The sequence below is a fragment of the Mycoplasmopsis ciconiae genome (assembly GCF_036350065.1).
Classification (GTDB): domain Bacteria; phylum Bacillota_I; class Bacilli_A; order Mycoplasmatales; family Metamycoplasmataceae; genus Mycoplasmopsis; species Mycoplasmopsis ciconiae.
In genome coordinates this window covers 58,008-76,756 of the sequence record NZ_JAZDWZ010000003.1, presented here as the reverse complement: position 1 = coordinate 76,756, position 18,749 = coordinate 58,008, and the positions used below count along the sequence as shown (strand labels likewise).

At 27.9% G+C, this 18,749-nt stretch carries 16 protein-coding genes; 2 read left to right on the top strand and 14 right to left on the bottom strand.

What is annotated here, in order from left to right:
* Nucleotides 1–102: 102 nt before the first annotated feature.
* From deoC to gmk, 10 genes are all read right to left on the bottom strand, one after another.
* A complete protein-coding gene (gene deoC / locus V2E24_RS01345; protein WP_330500634.1) occupies nucleotides 103–771 on the bottom strand; it encodes a deoxyribose-phosphate aldolase in 669 nt (222 codons plus the stop codon).
* A 44-nt stretch (nucleotides 772–815) separates the two neighbouring features.
* Nucleotides 816–2,111, bottom strand: coding sequence for a thymidine phosphorylase (locus V2E24_RS01340; RefSeq protein ID WP_330500633.1), 1,296 nt, complete (start codon nucleotides 2,109–2,111; stop codon nucleotides 816–818).
* Nucleotides 2,112–2,116: 5 nt separating this feature from the next.
* Complete coding sequence (deoD, locus tag V2E24_RS01335; protein WP_330500632.1) at nucleotides 2,117–2,821, bottom strand: purine-nucleoside phosphorylase; 705 nt, start codon at nucleotides 2,819–2,821, stop codon at nucleotides 2,117–2,119.
* A 173-nt stretch (nucleotides 2,822–2,994) separates the two neighbouring features.
* Nucleotides 2,995–3,987, bottom strand: a complete 993-nt coding sequence (locus tag V2E24_RS01330; protein ID WP_330500631.1) for a folate family ECF transporter S component — start codon at nucleotides 3,985–3,987, stop codon at nucleotides 2,995–2,997.
* 119 nt (nucleotides 3,988–4,106) lie between these two features.
* Complete coding sequence (gene gap / locus V2E24_RS01325) at nucleotides 4,107–5,108, bottom strand: type I glyceraldehyde-3-phosphate dehydrogenase (protein WP_330500630.1); 1,002 nt, start codon at nucleotides 5,106–5,108, stop codon at nucleotides 4,107–4,109.
* Between the two features lie 147 nt (nucleotides 5,109–5,255).
* Nucleotides 5,256–5,921, bottom strand: a complete 666-nt coding sequence (locus tag V2E24_RS01320; RefSeq protein ID WP_330500629.1) for a ribulose-phosphate 3-epimerase — start codon at nucleotides 5,919–5,921, stop codon at nucleotides 5,256–5,258.
* A 3-nt stretch (nucleotides 5,922–5,924) separates the two neighbouring features.
* Complete coding sequence (gene rsgA, locus V2E24_RS01315) at nucleotides 5,925–6,764, bottom strand: ribosome small subunit-dependent GTPase A (RefSeq protein WP_330500628.1); 840 nt, start codon at nucleotides 6,762–6,764, stop codon at nucleotides 5,925–5,927.
* Nucleotides 6,765–6,775: 11 nt separating this feature from the next.
* Nucleotides 6,776–7,768, bottom strand: coding sequence for a serine/threonine-protein kinase (locus V2E24_RS01310; protein ID WP_330500627.1), 993 nt, complete (start codon nucleotides 7,766–7,768; stop codon nucleotides 6,776–6,778).
* Nucleotides 7,755–8,501, bottom strand: coding sequence for a PP2C family protein-serine/threonine phosphatase (locus V2E24_RS01305; protein WP_330500626.1), 747 nt, complete (start codon nucleotides 8,499–8,501; stop codon nucleotides 7,755–7,757). Before V2E24_RS01305 ends, V2E24_RS01310 begins: the two co-directional genes overlap by 14 nt.
* Nucleotides 8,501–9,088 (bottom strand): guanylate kinase, encoded by a 588-nt coding sequence (gene gmk / locus V2E24_RS01300; RefSeq protein ID WP_330500625.1) that lies wholly within the window; start codon nucleotides 9,086–9,088, stop codon nucleotides 8,501–8,503. Before gmk ends, V2E24_RS01305 begins: the two co-directional genes overlap by 1 nt.
* Nucleotides 9,089–9,304: 216 nt before the next feature.
* Here gmk and V2E24_RS01295 point away from each other — a divergent pair, with 216 nt between their 5' ends.
* A complete protein-coding gene (locus tag V2E24_RS01295) occupies nucleotides 9,305–11,425 on the top strand; it encodes a lipoprotein 17-related variable surface protein (protein WP_330500624.1) in 2,121 nt (706 codons plus the stop codon).
* A gap of 28 nt (nucleotides 11,426–11,453) precedes the next feature.
* Here the strand turns inward: V2E24_RS01295 and V2E24_RS01290 are convergent, their stop codons facing one another.
* The 4 genes from V2E24_RS01290 to V2E24_RS01275 form a co-directional block, all read right to left on the bottom strand.
* On the bottom strand, nucleotides 11,454–12,509 hold the full coding sequence (locus tag V2E24_RS01290) for a hypothetical protein (protein WP_330500623.1): 1,056 nt from the start codon (nucleotides 12,507–12,509) through the stop codon (nucleotides 11,454–11,456).
* Nucleotides 12,510–12,644: 135 nt separating this feature from the next.
* Complete coding sequence (locus tag V2E24_RS01285; protein WP_330500622.1) at nucleotides 12,645–12,941, bottom strand: hypothetical protein; 297 nt, start codon at nucleotides 12,939–12,941, stop codon at nucleotides 12,645–12,647.
* Between the two features lie 115 nt (nucleotides 12,942–13,056).
* Complete coding sequence (pfkA, locus tag V2E24_RS01280; protein WP_330500621.1) at nucleotides 13,057–14,034, bottom strand: 6-phosphofructokinase; 978 nt, start codon at nucleotides 14,032–14,034, stop codon at nucleotides 13,057–13,059.
* A gap of 65 nt (nucleotides 14,035–14,099) precedes the next feature.
* On the bottom strand, nucleotides 14,100–16,580 hold the full coding sequence (locus V2E24_RS01275; RefSeq protein ID WP_330500620.1) for an MAG1360 family OppF-related protein: 2,481 nt from the start codon (nucleotides 16,578–16,580) through the stop codon (nucleotides 14,100–14,102).
* A gap of 253 nt (nucleotides 16,581–16,833) precedes the next feature.
* On the opposite strand from V2E24_RS01275, the gene lepA reads away from it, so the two are divergent.
* Nucleotides 16,834–18,636 carry a translation elongation factor 4 gene (gene lepA, locus V2E24_RS01270; protein WP_330500619.1) on the top strand — a complete coding sequence of 601 codons (1,803 nt, stop codon included), beginning with the start codon at nucleotides 16,834–16,836 and terminating at the stop codon, nucleotides 18,634–18,636.
* Nucleotides 18,637–18,749: the final 113 nt, after the last annotated feature.

The window sequence follows — 18,749 nt, the reverse complement described above, 5'->3', positions numbered from 1 at the left end:
TTTTTTAAAATTAATGAGGATATAAAAAACATATGAAATTTTAACAACGGCGGTTGTAATTTCATATGTTTTTTGTTTTAGTTTTTTGTTATTTTATGGTTGTTAGTATCCGCCCTTAGAGTCTTTACCTTCAACAATAGCTACGCTTCTGCTTGTACCAAAACGTGTGGCTCCCGCTTGATACATAGCAATTAAATCATCCATGTTGCTAATACCACCAGCTGCTTTAATTAAAAGTGAATCACCACAAACGCTCTTCATTATTTTAATATCATCTAAGCTAGCACCTCTATATGAAAAACCTGTTGAAGTTTTAATAAATTCAGCTCCAGATTTCATAACAATTTCAGTCGCTCTTTTTATTTCTTGTTCACTTAAAAGAGCTGTTTCGATAATGACTTTTAATACATGCTTAGAACAAGCTGCTTTAACGGCTTTAATATCGTTTAAAACATATTCGTCATCTCCTTGTTTAAAACGACCAATATTGATAACCATATCAATTTCATCAGCTCCATGATCAATAGCTAATTTAGCTTCATGAGCTTTAGCTTGTGTAATCATAGCTCCTAGAGGAAATCCTACGACAGCGGTAATTTCTATATCTGTATTTGCTAATTTCTCTTTAACGTATTTTACTCATGAAGAGTTAACACAAACTGTTTTAAAACCGTATTTAATAGCTTCAGAAATTAATTTATCAATTTCTTTTGTTGTTGCTTCAGGTTTTAAAAATGTATGATCAATCATTTTATTGTAATTTAATGACATAATTTTCCTTTTTTATATTTTAATGAATAAAATGATAAATTAAATTATTTTAATTTATCAAGAATAATTGTATTTTCCACTTGTTTATCATTAATTCTAAATGATGTTTTTAATTCTTCTAACAATTCTAAATCAATAGGTTTGGATGAGTGTAAAACAAATAAAACATCACCTTTTTTAGTATATTCATTTGTTTTTTTGACAATGCTAATACCAGCTTCATTATCTATTGATTCTTCTTTGGTTCTTCTACCTGCACCTAATTTCATCGCTACAATCCCAACAACTAATGAATCAAAAATATCCATGTATCCTTCTTGTTCGCTTATGAGTTCCACGTTATATTTTGGATTTCAAAAATGAGGATCTTTTAGTGCGTTTACATCTCCACCTTGCAAGCTTACAAATTCATAAAACTTATCTAGCGCTTTATTATTTTGAATAACTTCTTTAACCATCTCTAAAGCTTGTGTGTGGTTTTGAGCAATTTTAGCTTGCTCTAAAATAGTAGCACAAGAGCTATAAACTAATTGTGTAAAGTCGCTAGGTCCGTTTCCTTTAAGAGTTTCAATAGCTTCTAAGACTTCGTTTTTATTACCAATCATTCTTCCTATTGGTCTGTTCATGTTTGTGATTTCAGCTCTAACATCAACATTTAACTCTTTACCGATATTAATCATGGTAGTAGCTAATTCTCTAGCCTTATCTATATCTTTCATAAAAGCACCATTACCGCATTTAACATCTAATAAAATAGCATCACTACCAGTAGCTAATTTCTTAGACATAATACTTGAGGCTATAAGCGGAATAGACTCAACTGTGCTAGTAACGTCTCTTAAAGCGTATATTTTTTTGTCAGCAGGAACTAACTCGCTTGATTGACCTATAACGGCGATTTTACTTTTGGTTACTTGTTGAATAAATTGTTCTTCACTCATCTCTACGCTAAAACCAGGAATAGATTCTAACTTATCGATAGTTCCGCCTGTGTGGCCTAGTCCTCTTCCTGACATTTTTGCCACAGGAGCACCAGCAGCAGCTACTATTGGTGCAACAGCTAAGGTAGTTTTATCTCCAACTCCACCTGTAGAGTGTTTATCTACTTTAATTCCTGGGATTTGTGATAAATCCATTACCTTACCTGAGTGCATCATAACTTTAGTAAAGGTAGCTATTTCCCTTTTTGTCATACCATTAAACATAACAGCCATTAAAAATGCTGATACTTGGTAATCAGGAGTTTCACCCTTAACATATGAATTAATTAAAAATTCAATTTCTGAATCTTTTAATTCTTTATTTAATCTTTTTTTCTCAATAATATCAACTACACGCATAGAAATTATTTTGCTAGATTTAAAGCAATCTCCATCATTTTAGTAAAAGCAGTTTGTCTTTCGTGTGTTGTTGTTTCTTGATGTGTAATTAAATTGTCACTAATAGTTAGTAAACAAGCGGCTTTTTTGTTTAATTTTTCAGCATTAGTAAATAAAGCAAAGCTTTCCATTTCAACGCAAATACTTTCAGATTCGTCAATTCTTTGTTGCAATGGTACTGATGAGTAAAACACATCAGAAGAGTGGATTCTTCCTAAATTTAAATTAATATCTAAATCTTTAGCAATTTTAGATATTTCTTGGTTTAACTCTTGTGAAGGATAAGCTATTTGTTCATCTTTTAGTAATACTAAACGACGATAAGCTGAAGAGTCAGCATAACAACTTTCGGCTAAAACTACTTCATATAAACCTAAATCGGCTTTATATGAACCAGCTGAACCAATTCTAATAATTTGATCTACATCATAAAAATCGAATAATTCGTATGAGTATATCCCAATTGAAGGACATCCCATTCCGCTACCTGCTATTGTAATTGGTTTTCCTTTGTAAGTTCCTGTATACATAAACATATTTCTTACACTATTTACTAATTTAAAACCAGGATCTAAAAAAGTTTCGGCAATAAATTTTGCTCTAAGTGGATCTCCTGGCATAATAACTGTTTTAGCAATATCTTCTTTTTTGGCACTAATGTGTGGTGTCATAATTCTCCTTAATTTATCATTATATTTTTGGTAGCACCTATTTAATTAAGGGCATAAACTGTTTTAAACAGCTGACCATTAATATTGTACCAAATTGGTATTTTTTGACAATATTTGGAATATATTTTCCCTATTTTTAAGCTAAAAACAAACAAAAAACAGCCAAAGCTGTTTTAGTATGTTAAATTCGAGTTTTTGTAAATTAATGAGGCTATAACTGAATAAGAATAATAAATTACCAACAAGTTAAATCAAACTTTAACAGGAGACATAACTATGTGTGTAATAATTCAAATAATAGTATCTTTAATATTTCCAGTCCCTATACTTTTGTTGTCAGCTAAACTTAAAATTGGCACATTTACAAATTCTAAAATCGCACTAAAAACAATAATAGGTACTATAACTAAAAATCTATTGGGGCTTAGTTTAAATCTTGCAAATACCACAAAAACGCTCATCATTCCATAACCTAGCGCCATCATCGCCAAAACTATATATTTGTTTTTTATTGGACTTTTAATAAAAAAAGTTTCAGGTAGAACAATAAAGATTGTAGCTAAAACAACAATGATACTTAATAATATACTTAAGCATGCTAAAGTATTAATATTAAGTAATTGATTAATAGTTCCAAATTTATTGATTTTATCAATCATATTACGGTAGTAAATAATTTTAACTACGTACTTGTCAGCTTTATCTATTTTTGATTGTTCAATTGCTTTGTGATATTTTTTGAAATATTTAATAATTTTTACTTGGTATGTTTGAATTCTAAAATCACCACCAAAGTAAAATTTTAAAAATGATAAAAAGATTCAACCAACTATTCCGCTTATTAATCCGTTTAAACTAGTGGCTAAAGTATATAAAGGATTATAGGCTGACGGAGGAATATATAGCATTGAAATTAAATCACTAACTAAACCAACAAAAAAACCAATAACAGGCCCAAAAATAAAACCGGTGATTTTAACTGGTAAACCAATAAAACTAAATTTCATTGTTGGGATAGTCGCAGGCGGAAAAATACTTGTAGAAACGATTGTAAAAACTACTGAAATAGAAATTAATATCGCTACAAAAACCATTTTTCTAATTGACCATTTGCCAAAAATGCTAAAAGCAGATGATGTTGGTAAAATTGGGGCTCTTCTTTTCATACTTACAATTTTACCAATAAAGCAGCTAAAGCAGTTATTTTTTTAAATACTTTTACAACTATAAACAAGAGTAAAAAATAAAAACAACGCCACTAAGCGTTGTTTTTAATAATTATTTATTATTTTAATTTTGAGAAATATTCTACAGTTCTAACTAATTGTGCAACGTATGACATTTCATTGTCGTATCATGAGAATAATTTGTATAAGTTTCCATCTTTAGTTTCTTTAACAGCTGTTAAGGCAGGGTCAAAGATTGAACCGTATGTTGAACCGATGATATCACTTGAAACGATAGGATCTGTTTCGTATTTTAATGTTTCGTTTGCTGCTTTTTCGAATGCTGCGTTTAATTCAGCTACTGTTGGTTGTTTTTCTAAAAGAACTGTTAAGTCAACCATTGATCCTGTAATTGTAGGAACACGTACTGCTGAACCATCTAAAATTCCATCAGCTTCAGGAACTACTAATCCAATAGCTTTAGCTGCTCCTGTTGTTGTAGGAACCATGTTCATAGCTGCTGCTCTAGCTCTACGTAAGTCTTTGTGAGGAGCATCTTGAATTCTTTGGTCTCCTGTGTATGAGTGGATTGTTGTCATGAATCCTGATTTTAATCCAAAGTTATCAACTAAAACTTTAACAACTGGTGCTAAACAGTTTGTTGTACATGAAGCACCTGAGATAATTGTATCTTCAGCGTTTAATTCTTTGTGGTTTACGTTGTATACGATTGTTTTAACGTCTTTACCTGCAGGAGCAGAAACAACAACTTTTTTAGCTCCAGCTTCGATGTGGTAGTTTGCTAAATCTTTTTTAACAAATCTTCCTGTACATTCTAAAACAAGATCAATGTCTAATTCACCTCATGGTAAGTTTCTAGGATCTGTTTCAGCAAAAACTTTAATTTCTTTTCCATCAACAATAATTGAATTTTCTGTAGCTTTAACTTCAGCGTTTAATGGCCCAAAAGCTGTATCGTATTTTAATAAGTGAGCTAATGTTTTAGCATCTGTTAAGTCGTTAACAGCAACGATTTCTAAGTCTTTAGATTTTAATTCGAATAGACGACGTAATACTAATCTACCGATTCTTCCAAATCCGTTAATTGCAATTTTTTTCATATAAATAAATCACCTTTCTCAAATTGTTTGTGTTTATGTGTTTTATACGTAATTAATTATAAAGTTTTTTTATATCATTTGTTATTTATGGTTTTGCCTTTAAAAATTTATGTGGTAATAATAACAAATTTTTTTAAAAGATATCTACTATTTCAATCTATATTTTCCCAATATTGATTGAATGTTTTCTTTAGTTGGATTTGCAACTAAAAAAGTACCAGCCACAACAGCATCAGCACCCTTTTTAAGACACATAGGTCCGGTTGTGTCGTTAATACCTCCATCAACTTGAATTAAATATGTATAAGCGTGTTTAGTTCTTTGCTTTTTAAAATATTCTATTTTTTCATAAGCGCTAGTGATAAATTTTTGACCACCCTTACCAGGTTCTACACTCATAACCAAAACCAAACTTATATAAGCTAAGAATGGGTCTAACACATGTACATCAGTTGAAGGTTTAAGTGCTAAACCTATTTTATATAGATGATAATTATCTTCTAATCATCTTTGAAACTCTTGCATATCTTCAACAGCTTCAATGTGAATAGTTAAAATATCACCTACTTCAGCAAAAGTATTAACGTAACTAATAGGATCACTAACCATTAAATGAATATCTTTAAAATGTTTTTTGGCGTTGTTTTTAATATTTAAAATTTCTTGAAAGCTAATGGCTGTATTATCAACAAAATTACCATCCATTACATCATAATGAATCCACTCAACACCTTGATCTATTAGTGTGTTGGCCATATTTAGTCTCTCACAAGAGTCAACATTTAATAAACTTGGTGTAACATATTTTTTCATGATTTAAAACCTCTTTGTTGTTTCACTATTTAATTTTAAATAATTTGTGTATCTTCAATTAGGAATTTCACCTTTTTCTAAAGCTAATTTTACCGCACAATCTTTAGTTAATTCGCTAATATGAAAGCATGAACGATATTTGCATAAAGGATAATATTTTTTAAAGATATCATAACTTTGGGCCAATTCCAATGCACTCAAATCTAAATTTAAACTACTAAAACCAGGAGTGTCAATTAACTCACCTTCGTTAAATTCAATAATTCTTAATACTCTTGTAGTGTGCTTACCACGATTAAGCGCCTTGGATATGGCTTGAGTTTGGTAGCTATTATTACTTAAATAGTTAATTGTTGTGGTTTTACCCACTCCACTTTGGCCTAAGAAAACGTTAGTTTTGTCTTTGAAAATGTGTTTTAAGTGTTCAAGATAATTTTGATTTTTATTATCAATTAAATAAACTTCATAGCCGATTTTTTTATATTGATCATATCAGTAAAAATCATCGCACAAGTCACTTTTAGTTAAAAAAATCACTGGTTTAATGTTTTTGTACTCAATAATACTTAAATATTTATCCATTAAAAATGGCTGAAACTCAGGTTCTTTAAGTGACATAACAACAATAACTTGATCAACATTTGCCACTTTCGGACGAATAAATGAGTTTTTACGTTCAAAAATATCACTAATTTGATCATTTTGAATACTTACATAATCGCCCACTAAAGGTGTTAAGTTTAAAAATCTTAATTTTCCGCTACCGTGCACTTTAAGAATTTTATCTTCAACTTTAACATGATAAACACCACTGATGATTGAGTAAATTTTTCCTTGTTGCATTCTACTCCTTTTTAAATAATTAAAATTGCCACAATTAAAGCAACTAACATCACAAAAACACTAACGCTTAAAATCACTAAAAACTTAGTTGATTTTAAAAAACTACCTATTTGTGTGTTTTGTTGAATTTCTTTTTCATAAAGCGATTTTTCACTGCTGCGCGCTTTATCTAAACATGTAGATAAATCTTTAATAAAATCACTAACGCTAGCATAACGATAATTTGGGTTTTTGTGAGTTGCGTTATATATTACATTTTCAAGCGAAAAAGGTAATTCTCTGATTTTTGTAATACGTGGGAAGGGATTGTTTTTGTGCATATATAAAGTCATAATAATATCTTCATTATCAAAAGGATATTTTCCGCTTAACATTTCAAAAAATAATATCCCCAGTGAATAAATATCACTTTGAACTGAGATGTTTTTGTTGTTTTTGATTAATTCTGGAGCTACATAATAAACGCTACCCACAATACTTTGTTCGCGTGTTAATCTCAAATCTAATGTATCACTTGTTATACTTATACCTAAGTCAATAACTTTAATTACTTGATTTTTGCTCACTAAAATATTTTGACTTTTGATGTCTCTGTGAATTATATTCAAATCATGCAACTCTTTTATAGCGCTAGAAATTTGCTTAATGTAATTAAGCGCAATTCTCTCGTGTAAAAAACCGTTTTTCTTAATAATATTATTAAGCGTTTCACCTTCAATATATTCCATAACAAAAAACTGTTCATCTTCATCAATGTGTCAAGAGTAAATTTTAGGAATGTTTTTGGAGTTTATTTTTCTTAATAATTCTAATTCCCTAATAAAACGAATTTTGTTATTTTGATTATCATCGTTATTGCGATATTTTAGTGCATACGTTTTTTGTGTGTCTATTTGTTGCACCAAAAACACCTTAGACATACCACCTATACCAATTAATTTAATGACTTTGTATTTATTAATTATATTTTTAGAAGTAAAAACTTTATGGTTAGATATGTTCATTTTCACCTCTAACATCAATAGCTATAAGTGAAATATTATCGTTTGAGCCATTAATTAAGGCGCTATTGATAATTTTGTCTACTTTTAAATTTAAAGATATTTCTTCAGAAATTAAATTTTTAAGTGTTTCATCGCTTAAAAATCCATAAACACCATCACTACATAAAAGTATTACTTTTATGTTTTGAAAACTTTGGGAATCAATTTTATAAACATCGTACATTTTTTTAGAATTTAAACCAATGTAATTGGTTAATTCTTTAAGTTCATTAGGCGAGTATAGATGCCTTTTGTTAGGATCAATTTCGTTATATAAATTATTATCTTCACTTATTTGTACTAATTTATTTTTTGTATTTAAAACATAAGTTCGTGAATCACCAACATTAAAACAAGTTATCTGATTTGTGTTTTTATCAATAAAAACACTAGTTAAAGTTGTTCCCATTTTAATTAATTTTGAATCTTTTGAGGCTAATTCACCAAATTTGTCAATGTTATTATAAAAAGACAATTTAAAAAATGTTTCTATATCAGTTGTTTTAGCATCAAATTTTTCAATAAAATCGCTACCAAAATTATTAATAGTTGTGCTTGAGGCTAATGAACCACCATGATGACCACCAATGCCGTCACAAACAATAGCAAAAATAACGTTATCTTTTTCAAATAACGCTATTTTATCTTGGTTTTCGCTTCTTTTCCCTTTAATTGATTTGTAAGCAAATTTCATTAAAGCCCTAACTCTTTGTGTAGTATATTTCTTATTTCTTCAGCTGCTCTTTCGGGAGTATCATTAACTACTCTATATCTGAAAATTTGAGATTCCTCAATCTCTTTTTCAGCTTTAGCTAATCTTTGTCTTAAGGTGTCATCATCTTCTGAACCACGCTTAATAATTCTCTCTTTTAACTCTTCTATTGAAGGAGGTAAAAGAAAGATAGTTATTACATTATATTTATCGTCGCTACATAATTTATCAATAATTTGTCTAGCACCTCTAGTTTCAATTTCTAAAATTGGAACTCTATTACGTTTGTGAATCTTATCTAATTCACTATATAAAGTACCGTAATAATTATCAAAATGATAACTAAATTCAATAAATTCACGACCTTTAATCATTTGCTGAACAATTGCTTTGTCTAAAAAATAATAATGAATCCCATTTATTTCTCCGTTACGAGGTTTTCTGGTTGTAACTGAGCATGACAAAGATAAATTGAGCTCTTCGAACTCAAATAAATAACGCTCAACTGTTCCTTTACCTACTCCGCTAGGTCCTGTAAAAATTATGATGGGATTCTTTTTATTATTCATATTTTTAAATTATAATGCACTTTATATAAAAAACAAATGTTTTTTTAATTAACAACATTTGTCAAAAACGATGATTATTTTGTAGTTATATTTGAGCGGTAAATGAAAATTTTAAGCAAAAATACAAAATCATAATTGGTAATATTCCTATATAGTAGTAAAAAATCTTTATCTTTTATTTATTATATATGGTAATTAATTTACAATTTCCTTATTATGAAATTTAAAAACAAATCTAAAATTATTTTTACTATTTTAAGTGCCGCTAGTGCATTAACTTTTGTGGGTTGTAATGTAACTCAAACTCAAGATTCTAATCCTCAAAAAGATCATTCAGCTACAGTTGATGAAACTAAAGAACAAACTTTTGAAGAATCAACTAAAGAAGATGAACATTCTCAAAGTGCACAAGAAAAAGAAACCTCAAAAGAAAGTGAAAGCGTAACTCAAAAAACTAAAGAAGATGCGCAAGATTCTCAAACTCAACAACCACAACAAGAACCTTCACATGAGACACAAACTACAACTCAAGAAACACAAGAATCTCAAATTATAGATGAGCACACACCTCAAACTCCTAAAGAAAGTGAAAGCGTAACTCAAGAAACTAAAGAAGATGCGCAAGATTCTCAAACTCAGCAACCAGAACAAGAATCTTCGCAAGAAGCACAAACCACAACTAAAGAAGATGCTCAACCGCAGCAACCAGAACAAGATTCTTCACATGAGTCACAAACTACAACTCAACAAACAGAAGAACCTCAAACTCCTAAAGAAAGTGAAAGCGCAACTCAAGAACCTGAGCAAGACACTCAACAACAAGAACACTCAAGCGCAAAAGAGTCAACACAAGAATCTGCTACTGAAGAATCTCAAAAACCAGCGCAAGAATCTTCACACTCAAATCCCACTTCTACTACACAAGAGTGACAATTAAATCAAAATTTAAACACCAATAATAATTTAACAATCAACGCGCCCGCAAGTTTTTTAGTTAATTTTAATTTATCAAATCAAAATTTTGCTTCACAAACAACTTTTGCCTCAGTTTATAATTTTGAAGATTTTACAGTTAATAACATTAACATAACTTATTATGATGATCAAGCTGGTATTTTAAAATTTAACGCTAATGTTACAAAAAATAACATCACAAAAGAATTTTCTTTTGTGATAAGTGGATTTAAAAAACCTCAAAGTATAAGATCAATAGGTTATGAATTTGACACAAATTTAATGTATCAAAATAAAGTAGATCAACACTCATTAGTTATTCAAAGCGCTGATGATACACAAAAAACTCTTGCTTATTTTAAAACTTTAAATGGTTCTTCTTTTGATAATGAATTTTACGATATAAAAAACTTAATTTTAAATGACCAAATTTTTATTCAAGAATTTGATTTTATTATCGAAAATCAACAATTGATGTTAATTCTTAATTTAGATCTAAAACTTAAAGTTTTAGATAATAATATTGTTAGCGAAAAACACTTTAATTTAATTAATAAAAAAGTTAGCATCAACACTTCTTATTCATTGTTAAATTACATTAATTGAGTCGCTGAAAACAAAACATCAATCAAGCAAAATACTCAAGCTAAAAATCACTTTCCTTCATACTATTTAGGTAGATTTAAAAATGAAGTGGATTTAGGTCATAATTTTGTTAGTTTAGATAATGAATATACAAAATTAGCTAATGATTATAGTGATGTGGCTATAGTTAGTGAAAATATGATTGCTGATGATGTTACTGGTGAGCTTATATTAAAATTTGTTTTACAAATGCACAATAATAAATACGATAATGATTCTTACACTTCAAGTGTAATAAGTTACACAATTGATGGTTTTAAAAATTTAAATAATGATAATATTTTGAAAAAATTCAACGTGAGATTAAACCAAAATAGCTTATTAAATAATGCAAAATGATTTAATTATATAAATGCCGCTTCTAAAGAAGATAGCATTATAACAGCTCAAAACAACCCTAATTTGCTAAATCTTTTTAGCAAAATTATCCTAGCTGATAATTCAAGAGAAACTTTAGACTTACCTAAGATGTTTTTAGTTGAATTTGATAACACATCTATAACAAATCTTTATGATCCTAGAACTCATTTAATTAGACAAACTTTAAATGATCCAAACGCATTTATGCCTTATAGAATCGAATTAAATGTTAATAAAATTTTTAATATTAATGCAAATGAAAATTCAATTGTTTTTGATTTAGAAAGTGAATTAATTGTATCTGTGGCTAATAATAATGGTCAAATTAAAGATTATAGTCTACCTTTTAATTTTACTAATGTAACTATAACCAAGTAAAAAAAGAAAATCTTAACGATTTTCTTTTTTATTTTAAAATGCTGGTCATTATCTCTTCATTGTTTAGGTTTTTTTTAAATACTTTGGAGTTGGCTCATCACATTTGTGTTTCAAAACTTTTGAAGATGTTAGTATTAATTTCAATTTGTTCAATATTGTTTTTTTGAGCTTGTTGGGCTAAAATTTCCAAAAGAACTTCAATAAAGTTAAATGACTCATAAAGTGGATAATCTAATCTTTGAATTACTAATTTATTATTTATAAACGAAGCCTTAAGATTAATAATTAGTGTTGAAGAAGTTTGTTGATATTTCTCAAAAATTTCAACAACTATTTTTTTGTTTTTATTGATTAATTTAAATTCAACGTTTTTGTCCATAAATTCTATTTTATTATCGTTTTTTAAATCAAGAATTTTAGGTTGAAAATCTTGATTTTCAACCAGAGTATATTTAAGGTTTTTTAATTTAAAAAATGAATCTGAGTGAAAAACACTTTCAAGTCAAAATTTAAATAATTGTTTGTTTTGAACACTTAAATTAGAAATATCATAAATTATTTCGTAATTTTGTCTTAGTGAGTGTCTTGATAAATATCTAGCAATTGCAACATAGTTATATTTGCTTAAATCATCGGCATTAACACTTTTAAAAACGTAAGTTCTTAAGATTAAATAAACACTAAATAAAATAAACAAAATCAAAATAACAATTGAAATAACGAATAAATACTCTAATAAAGAAAAAATAAAAGGTATTAGTTTTTCTAAAAAATGACTAAGATATTCTAAAAAATGATTATTGTTTCAAAGAACAATGATAATAATTGCTGGTATAACCAAAAACTTTAAGAATTTAAAAAAGATTTTGAATCACACTTTTTTAAATTGATATGAAGGTTTGTTTAAATTTTTCAAAACCAGTGTCGATTTATTAATAAAAACTGCTTTTTCAATTGTTTTAATGATAAATTCTTCAATAAAATCATTTTTTAAGTGATTATCAAAAACTTTAAAAGAACTTTTGAATTCTTTTTTGCGCTTTGTGATTTTAAAGTGTTTTTGGATTTTGTAAAGTAAATTCATAAATGTTTCCTCTTTGTAGTTTATAACATATTTTATAATACAAGAAAATTTTAAAAATCAACCATATTTATTTTTGGTTGATTTTGTTAGAAAATAAAAAGCAGATTTGGCTGCTTAGTTATAATTAAGTCTTAATTAAAAATCGTCTAGAAACCGAATTTGACTTAAACTCTCATCTGTTCAAATATCTTCAGTTTCAATTTCTAGTGAATGTAGAAATTCTTGAATATCTTCGCTTTTTTGTTGCAAAGCGTTAATGATATTTTCGATTTGTTGAGGATTGGCATCATAAATTTTATGTATGTTTGAAGAGTTGTTTTTTATTCTTTGACATACTAATTTAATATCAAGGGCAAATTGAGAGATTTCATTGATATTTTGCAAAATTTCTATTATCGCTTTATTTGATTCTATATTTTTTATTTTTCTCATTTTTCCTCATTTTTATTATATTTTATAAAAATTAATTTAAAAAATAAAAAAACAAAAATTCCATATTTTGACAAAAATAAGGCAAAATATGGAATTTTTTCATTATTTTGAGTAATTATTTAACTTTGTTTATTTTGTTGAATTTAATAGCTCTTTCAACTGCTTTAGCTTTTGAAGGTGAATACATATTTAAAGCTTCTAAAATAGGAGTTGCAACAATATTGTTGTTAATAATTCCTACAGCAATACCACTTAAATCTTGCATTAAGAACTCAACAGCTTTCATACCTAAAAGTTGGCTTAAAATTCTCTCTTGTGCTGTTGGTCTTCCACCACGTTGAGTGTGAGCTAGTGTTGTTGGACGAGTTTCTCAATTTGTTTTAGCTTGAATTTTGTCACACAATTCTTTGACATTATATCTTTTTTCGCTAACAACAATCATAATTGAACGACGGTTTTTTTCTAAACTTAATTGATAAGCTTCTTCGACAATCTGATCTACATCCATTGTATATTCACTTGTTGAAATAATTTCAGCACCTGTAGCAAAACCACCTCATAAAGCTAAATCACCACATTGGTTTCCCATCACTTCCACAACCATAATTCTTTTGTGAGAATTTGCTGTGTCTCTGATTCTGTCAATAGCTTCAACAACAACATTTAAAGCTGTATCGTAACCAATTGTGAAATCACTTGAGGCAATATCATTATCAATAGTTCCTGGAATTCCTACTGTTTTTACACCTGCTTCATGAAGTAATTGAGCACCCATGTAGCTTCCATCACCACCAATAACTACTAACGCTTCAATTCCTTTTTGTTTTAAGTTATCAATTGCCACTTGTCTTACTTGCGGATCTTTAAATTCAGGAAAACGAGCTGAATAAATAAAAGTTCCACCTAAATTACTATAAAAATCTACATCTAAGTTATCTGCTTTTACAATGTTACCGTGGTATAAACCATAATAACCTTCATAAACTACGTAAGTTTCAATATCATTAGCTTTAGCTGTTTTGATAATTGCTCTTAAGGCTGCATTCATTCCTGGTGCATCACCACCTGAAGTTAAAACTGCTATTTTACGCATTATTGCTCCTTTTATTATTAAGTTTTATTATTAAAATTATTAAATTATAAGTTTCTAAATTATTGTTATTCTATTGTATCAAAAATATCAACTTCAGAATCATTTATATTGACAGTGTTTTTGGTTTGTTCATCTTTTAGTTCATTTAAAAGTGATAAGTCACGATCATTAACCACAAACAAATTAGAATTAACATTAATTGAATGTAATGCTTTATCAAAATTTGATATAGCTACTTCATGTTTTCTAATCACAGGTTTTAAAACTCGATCCACGTCTTTTAAATCAATATTTCTCAATTCTGTATCTTTTTTAGTGTTACACTGAAAATCTTTTTGTGTTCATTTTTGAAAATTTTCATAATTAGCACAAACATAGTGAGTTTTGTAATCATCCACATAATTTACCTCGTTATAAACTCAAGGTAAATTATTATCAAAAGAATAAATATTATGAACTTTTTTAGGATCAACTAAAAATTGTGTATATGCATGAATTGGATTTTCAATAATGTCACTGATTAATCCACCTTCAATTAAGTTGTTTTGGTAAAAAATATAAACTGCATCAAAAATTGTTCTAACTAAATTTCAATCTCTAGTTACTAACACAAAATGAATATTATTTTCTTTTGTTAAAACATTTAAAACTCTTAAAAACTCATTTCTTTGACTAAAAGATGTGTTTTCGACGTTATCTTGCACAAATAAAATAACTGGTTTTTGTAAAATCACATTAATTAATTTCAATTTAATTTTATTTATTATTTGAATATCATCATAAGGGATTAAATAATTACTAAAATTAACGCTAATATAAGACATTGCGCTAACCATTTTGTTGGCAGCATTAAAAATATTAATAAATTTACTTGATAAAGTTTTCAAACTTTTATTTAAGCAAAAATCTACTAATTCAACTATAAAAGAGTTAATTAAAGGGAAATTTTGGTAATTTAAAACAGTATCAAGTTTTTCATTAATATAAATAGAATAATCATTTAATTTATTTAGAGATTTAGCTTTTTTGATAATACTTTCTTTAATGATTTTTAGCGCGTCTCTTTGCATTTGTTCGTTTTTGCGAATACTTCTAACAAAACGTTTAAGTTTAGGTGAGTAATTTTTAAGTGTATTTTTAAAAAGACGATCTTTAGATTTTTTGTTTCACTTATCTTCAGCTTGATACATTTTTACTAAATAATCATACTTTTGTTGTTCTAAAAATTTATTACTGTCACTAACTGTTTCAAATTTTAGTTTTTTAAGTCGTGATATTTGAGTTTGTCTAGAAGTTATCTCTTTTGTGATTTCGTTAAAAACACTGTGAGAATTATCAATATATGTACTAAAATCATACTTAAATTCACTTCTAACTTTACGTTTGATTTTTGTTAGGATTGATGAAATCATTGGATTACTTAAAGCTGCTAAATTATTATTAATAAATAAAAGTTCTTCATTTTGGATTGAGTTATATAAATCTCAAATTTTAGACACTTTTAAATATTTAATTTTGTGTGAGTGGTGTCTTCAAAGCGCTAAAGAACGTTTTTTGATTTGTAAAATTTTGTACAGATGTAAATATTCTTCAGAAAAACTATTTAATAAACTCATTTTTTCTTGTGTTGATTTGATTGCTTTTTCAATTTTATAAGTAATGGAATTTTTATATTTGACACTTCTGTTTTTAAGTTCGACCATTAAATCTTGAAAAAACTTAATTTCGCTTTTTAAATCTCTTATTTTATAGTTGTTTTCAACTCTTCTTAAGCTTGTGTTATTGATTTCTCTTAAATGTTTAAGTTTAGTTTTAATCATTTGAATTTCTTCGCTGTCCGCATCAGAATTTTTGTTTTTTAACAAGTCACTTAAACGACGATAATTTTCAAAAATTTCATTATAGAATTTAAAAAATTCACTTAAAGAATCTTTTTTGTATTCTTCAAAAATTTCTTCTAACTCATCCATATACTTAAGAAATTCTTCTTCGGTCATAGCAAATCATTTTTCTTTAAAAATTGTTGCGTATTTACCTAGTTCTTTGGTGAATTCGTCATTTAAAGGGATTATTTTTTCTGATGAATAATTAAGCGATCTAAAAATTGAACTCTTAAATGTTAGTTCATTTCTTTTAATAACCTCATGAAATTGTTTGTGCTCTTCTTCATAAAAATCATCAAAATCTAATGATTTTTTTCAAATTTCAAAAATAGGAATATTTTTGTCAGAATTATAAATTTCTTCAATATCAAAAAAAGCAATTTTCTTTTTAAGATTGTTTTTACCAAAATAAACATCATATTCTTGATTTGAAAATTGAATATCATTTAAAACATAAGCACAATTATCGTTGTTTACAAGTTTATTAAGATAATTTTTCTCACTAAAAAAATCACTATCTTTGTCAATTAAAATAGCGCTTTTTTTATTCTTATAAATTTGTAGTAATGGAATATTTACTATTATTTTTTGGTTATTTTTATTTTTGGATAAATCGAAAAAATTTTCAATAGCAAATATTCTTTTTTTGATTGTTTTAGACATATAAATATATTTTATTAGAAATTAGCTTAAAAATAAATATTTACTCCAAAGTCTCAAACTATTTTAAAACTAAATTTAGACTATTTGCGTGTTTTTGTTTTTGTTAAGTTAAATTATTTAAGTCTGCGAACTTTTAAAGCTATAAATAAGCAAATACATTAATAAAACCGGCACAAAGACATTTTTGATAATCGACAAAAAGCATAATTTTCATAACAATATTTTGGCGTTTTTTATATAATTTAAAACAATTATGGATAAAAATAAGATAAAGAATTTTTCGATCATAGCTCATATAGATCATGGTAAAAGTACTTTAGCTGACAGAATCTTAGAATTAACTAATACCGTTAGCAAAAGAGACTTAAAAGAACAGTTTTTAGATTCAATGGATCTTGAAAAAGAAAGAGGAATCACAATCAAATTAAATGCTGTTCAACTTAAATATAAAGATTACACTTTTCATTTAATTGACACACCTGGGCATGTGGATTTTAATTATGAAGTTTCTCGTTCACTTAAAGCTAGCGAAGGGGCTTTATTGGTAGTTGATGCAACTCAAGGAATTGAAGCGCAAACTTTAGCTAATGTATATTTAGCTATTGAAAACGACCTTGAAATTATTCCGGTTATTAATAAAATTGACTTACCTAGTGCTGATGTGGAAAGAGTTAAAAAAGAAATTGAAGATGTTATTGGTATTTCTACTGAAAACGCTGTTTTAGTTAGCGCCAAAACTGGTGTGGGTGTTCCTGATGTTTTAGAGGCTATAGAAAAATTTATTCCTAGTCCAAAAAACGCAGACGACTCTAAACCACTTAAGGCTTTAATTTTTGATAGTTACTTTGATCCTTACAGAGGTGTTGTTATGCTTGTAAGAATTTTCGAAGGAGTCTTAAAAACAGGCGATCAATTCAAATTCATGTCAAACAACAAAGAATACCATGTCATTGAATTAGGGGTAAGAAACCCATATGAAACTAAAAAAGATTACTTAGAAGCTGGAGAAGTTGGTTGAGTTAGTGCGGCCATAAGAGACGCTAAAGAAGTTAGTGTTGGAGATACTATTACATTAGTTGACAACCCAACAGACACACCTCTACCAGGTTATAAAAAAATGAAACCTGTTGTTTATACAGGATTTTATCCTATCGACACAAAAGATTATGCTGAATTAAAAGAAAGTTTAGAAAAAATATCTTTAAGCGATTCATCAATAACATGAGAACAAGAAACATCAAAAGCTCTAGGATTTGGTTTTAGAGTTGGTTTTTTAGGAATGTTACACATGGAAATCTTGCAAGAGAGATTGGATCGTGAATATAAAGTGGGTGTTATTGCCACAAGTCCTAGTGTTGAGTATAATGTTTACATGACAAACGGAAGTGTTGAAAAAATTTCTAACCCTTCACTTTTACCTGATAGAACATTTATTGATCATATTGAAGAGCCTTATATTGAAGCACATATTTATTTACCTAACGAATACATAGGTAATGCTATGGAATTGTGCCAAAACAAAAGAGGGATATACAAAGATTTAGTTTATATTGATAACAATAGAAGTCAATTAATTTACGAATTACCTTTAGCTGAAACTATTTTTGACTTTTTTGACAGATTAAAAAGTTCAACAAAAGGTTATGCTAGTTTTGAGTATGAGTGAATAGGTTACAGAGAAAGTGATTTAGTAAAGGTTGATATTTTACTCAATGGTGAAAAAGTTGATGCCTTTAGTATCATCTCCCACAGAGATCACGCTTATCCAGCTGCTAGAGAATTGTGTGAAAAATTAAAAGACGCTATTCCAAGACAGAACTTCGAAGTGCCTGTTCAGGCGGCTATTGGTGGTAAAATAATCGCCAGAGAAACTATTAAAGCCTTCAGAAAAGACGTTACCGCAAAATTATATGGAGGTGACGTTACCAGAAGACAAAAACTTCTTAAAAAACAAAAAGAAGGTAAGAAAAGAATGAAAACACTAGGAAGTGTGGAAGTTCCTCAAGAAGCATTTTTATCAATTTTAAAAACAAATATTGATCCGAAAAAAAATTAAAATCAGCACTGCTGATTTTTTTATTTTTAAGTAGCCATATAAAAATTTAACTATTAAAAATAATTTTAGCAACAGTCTCAAAAAAGTTTTATCACCTATTCCAAGCCCAAGTA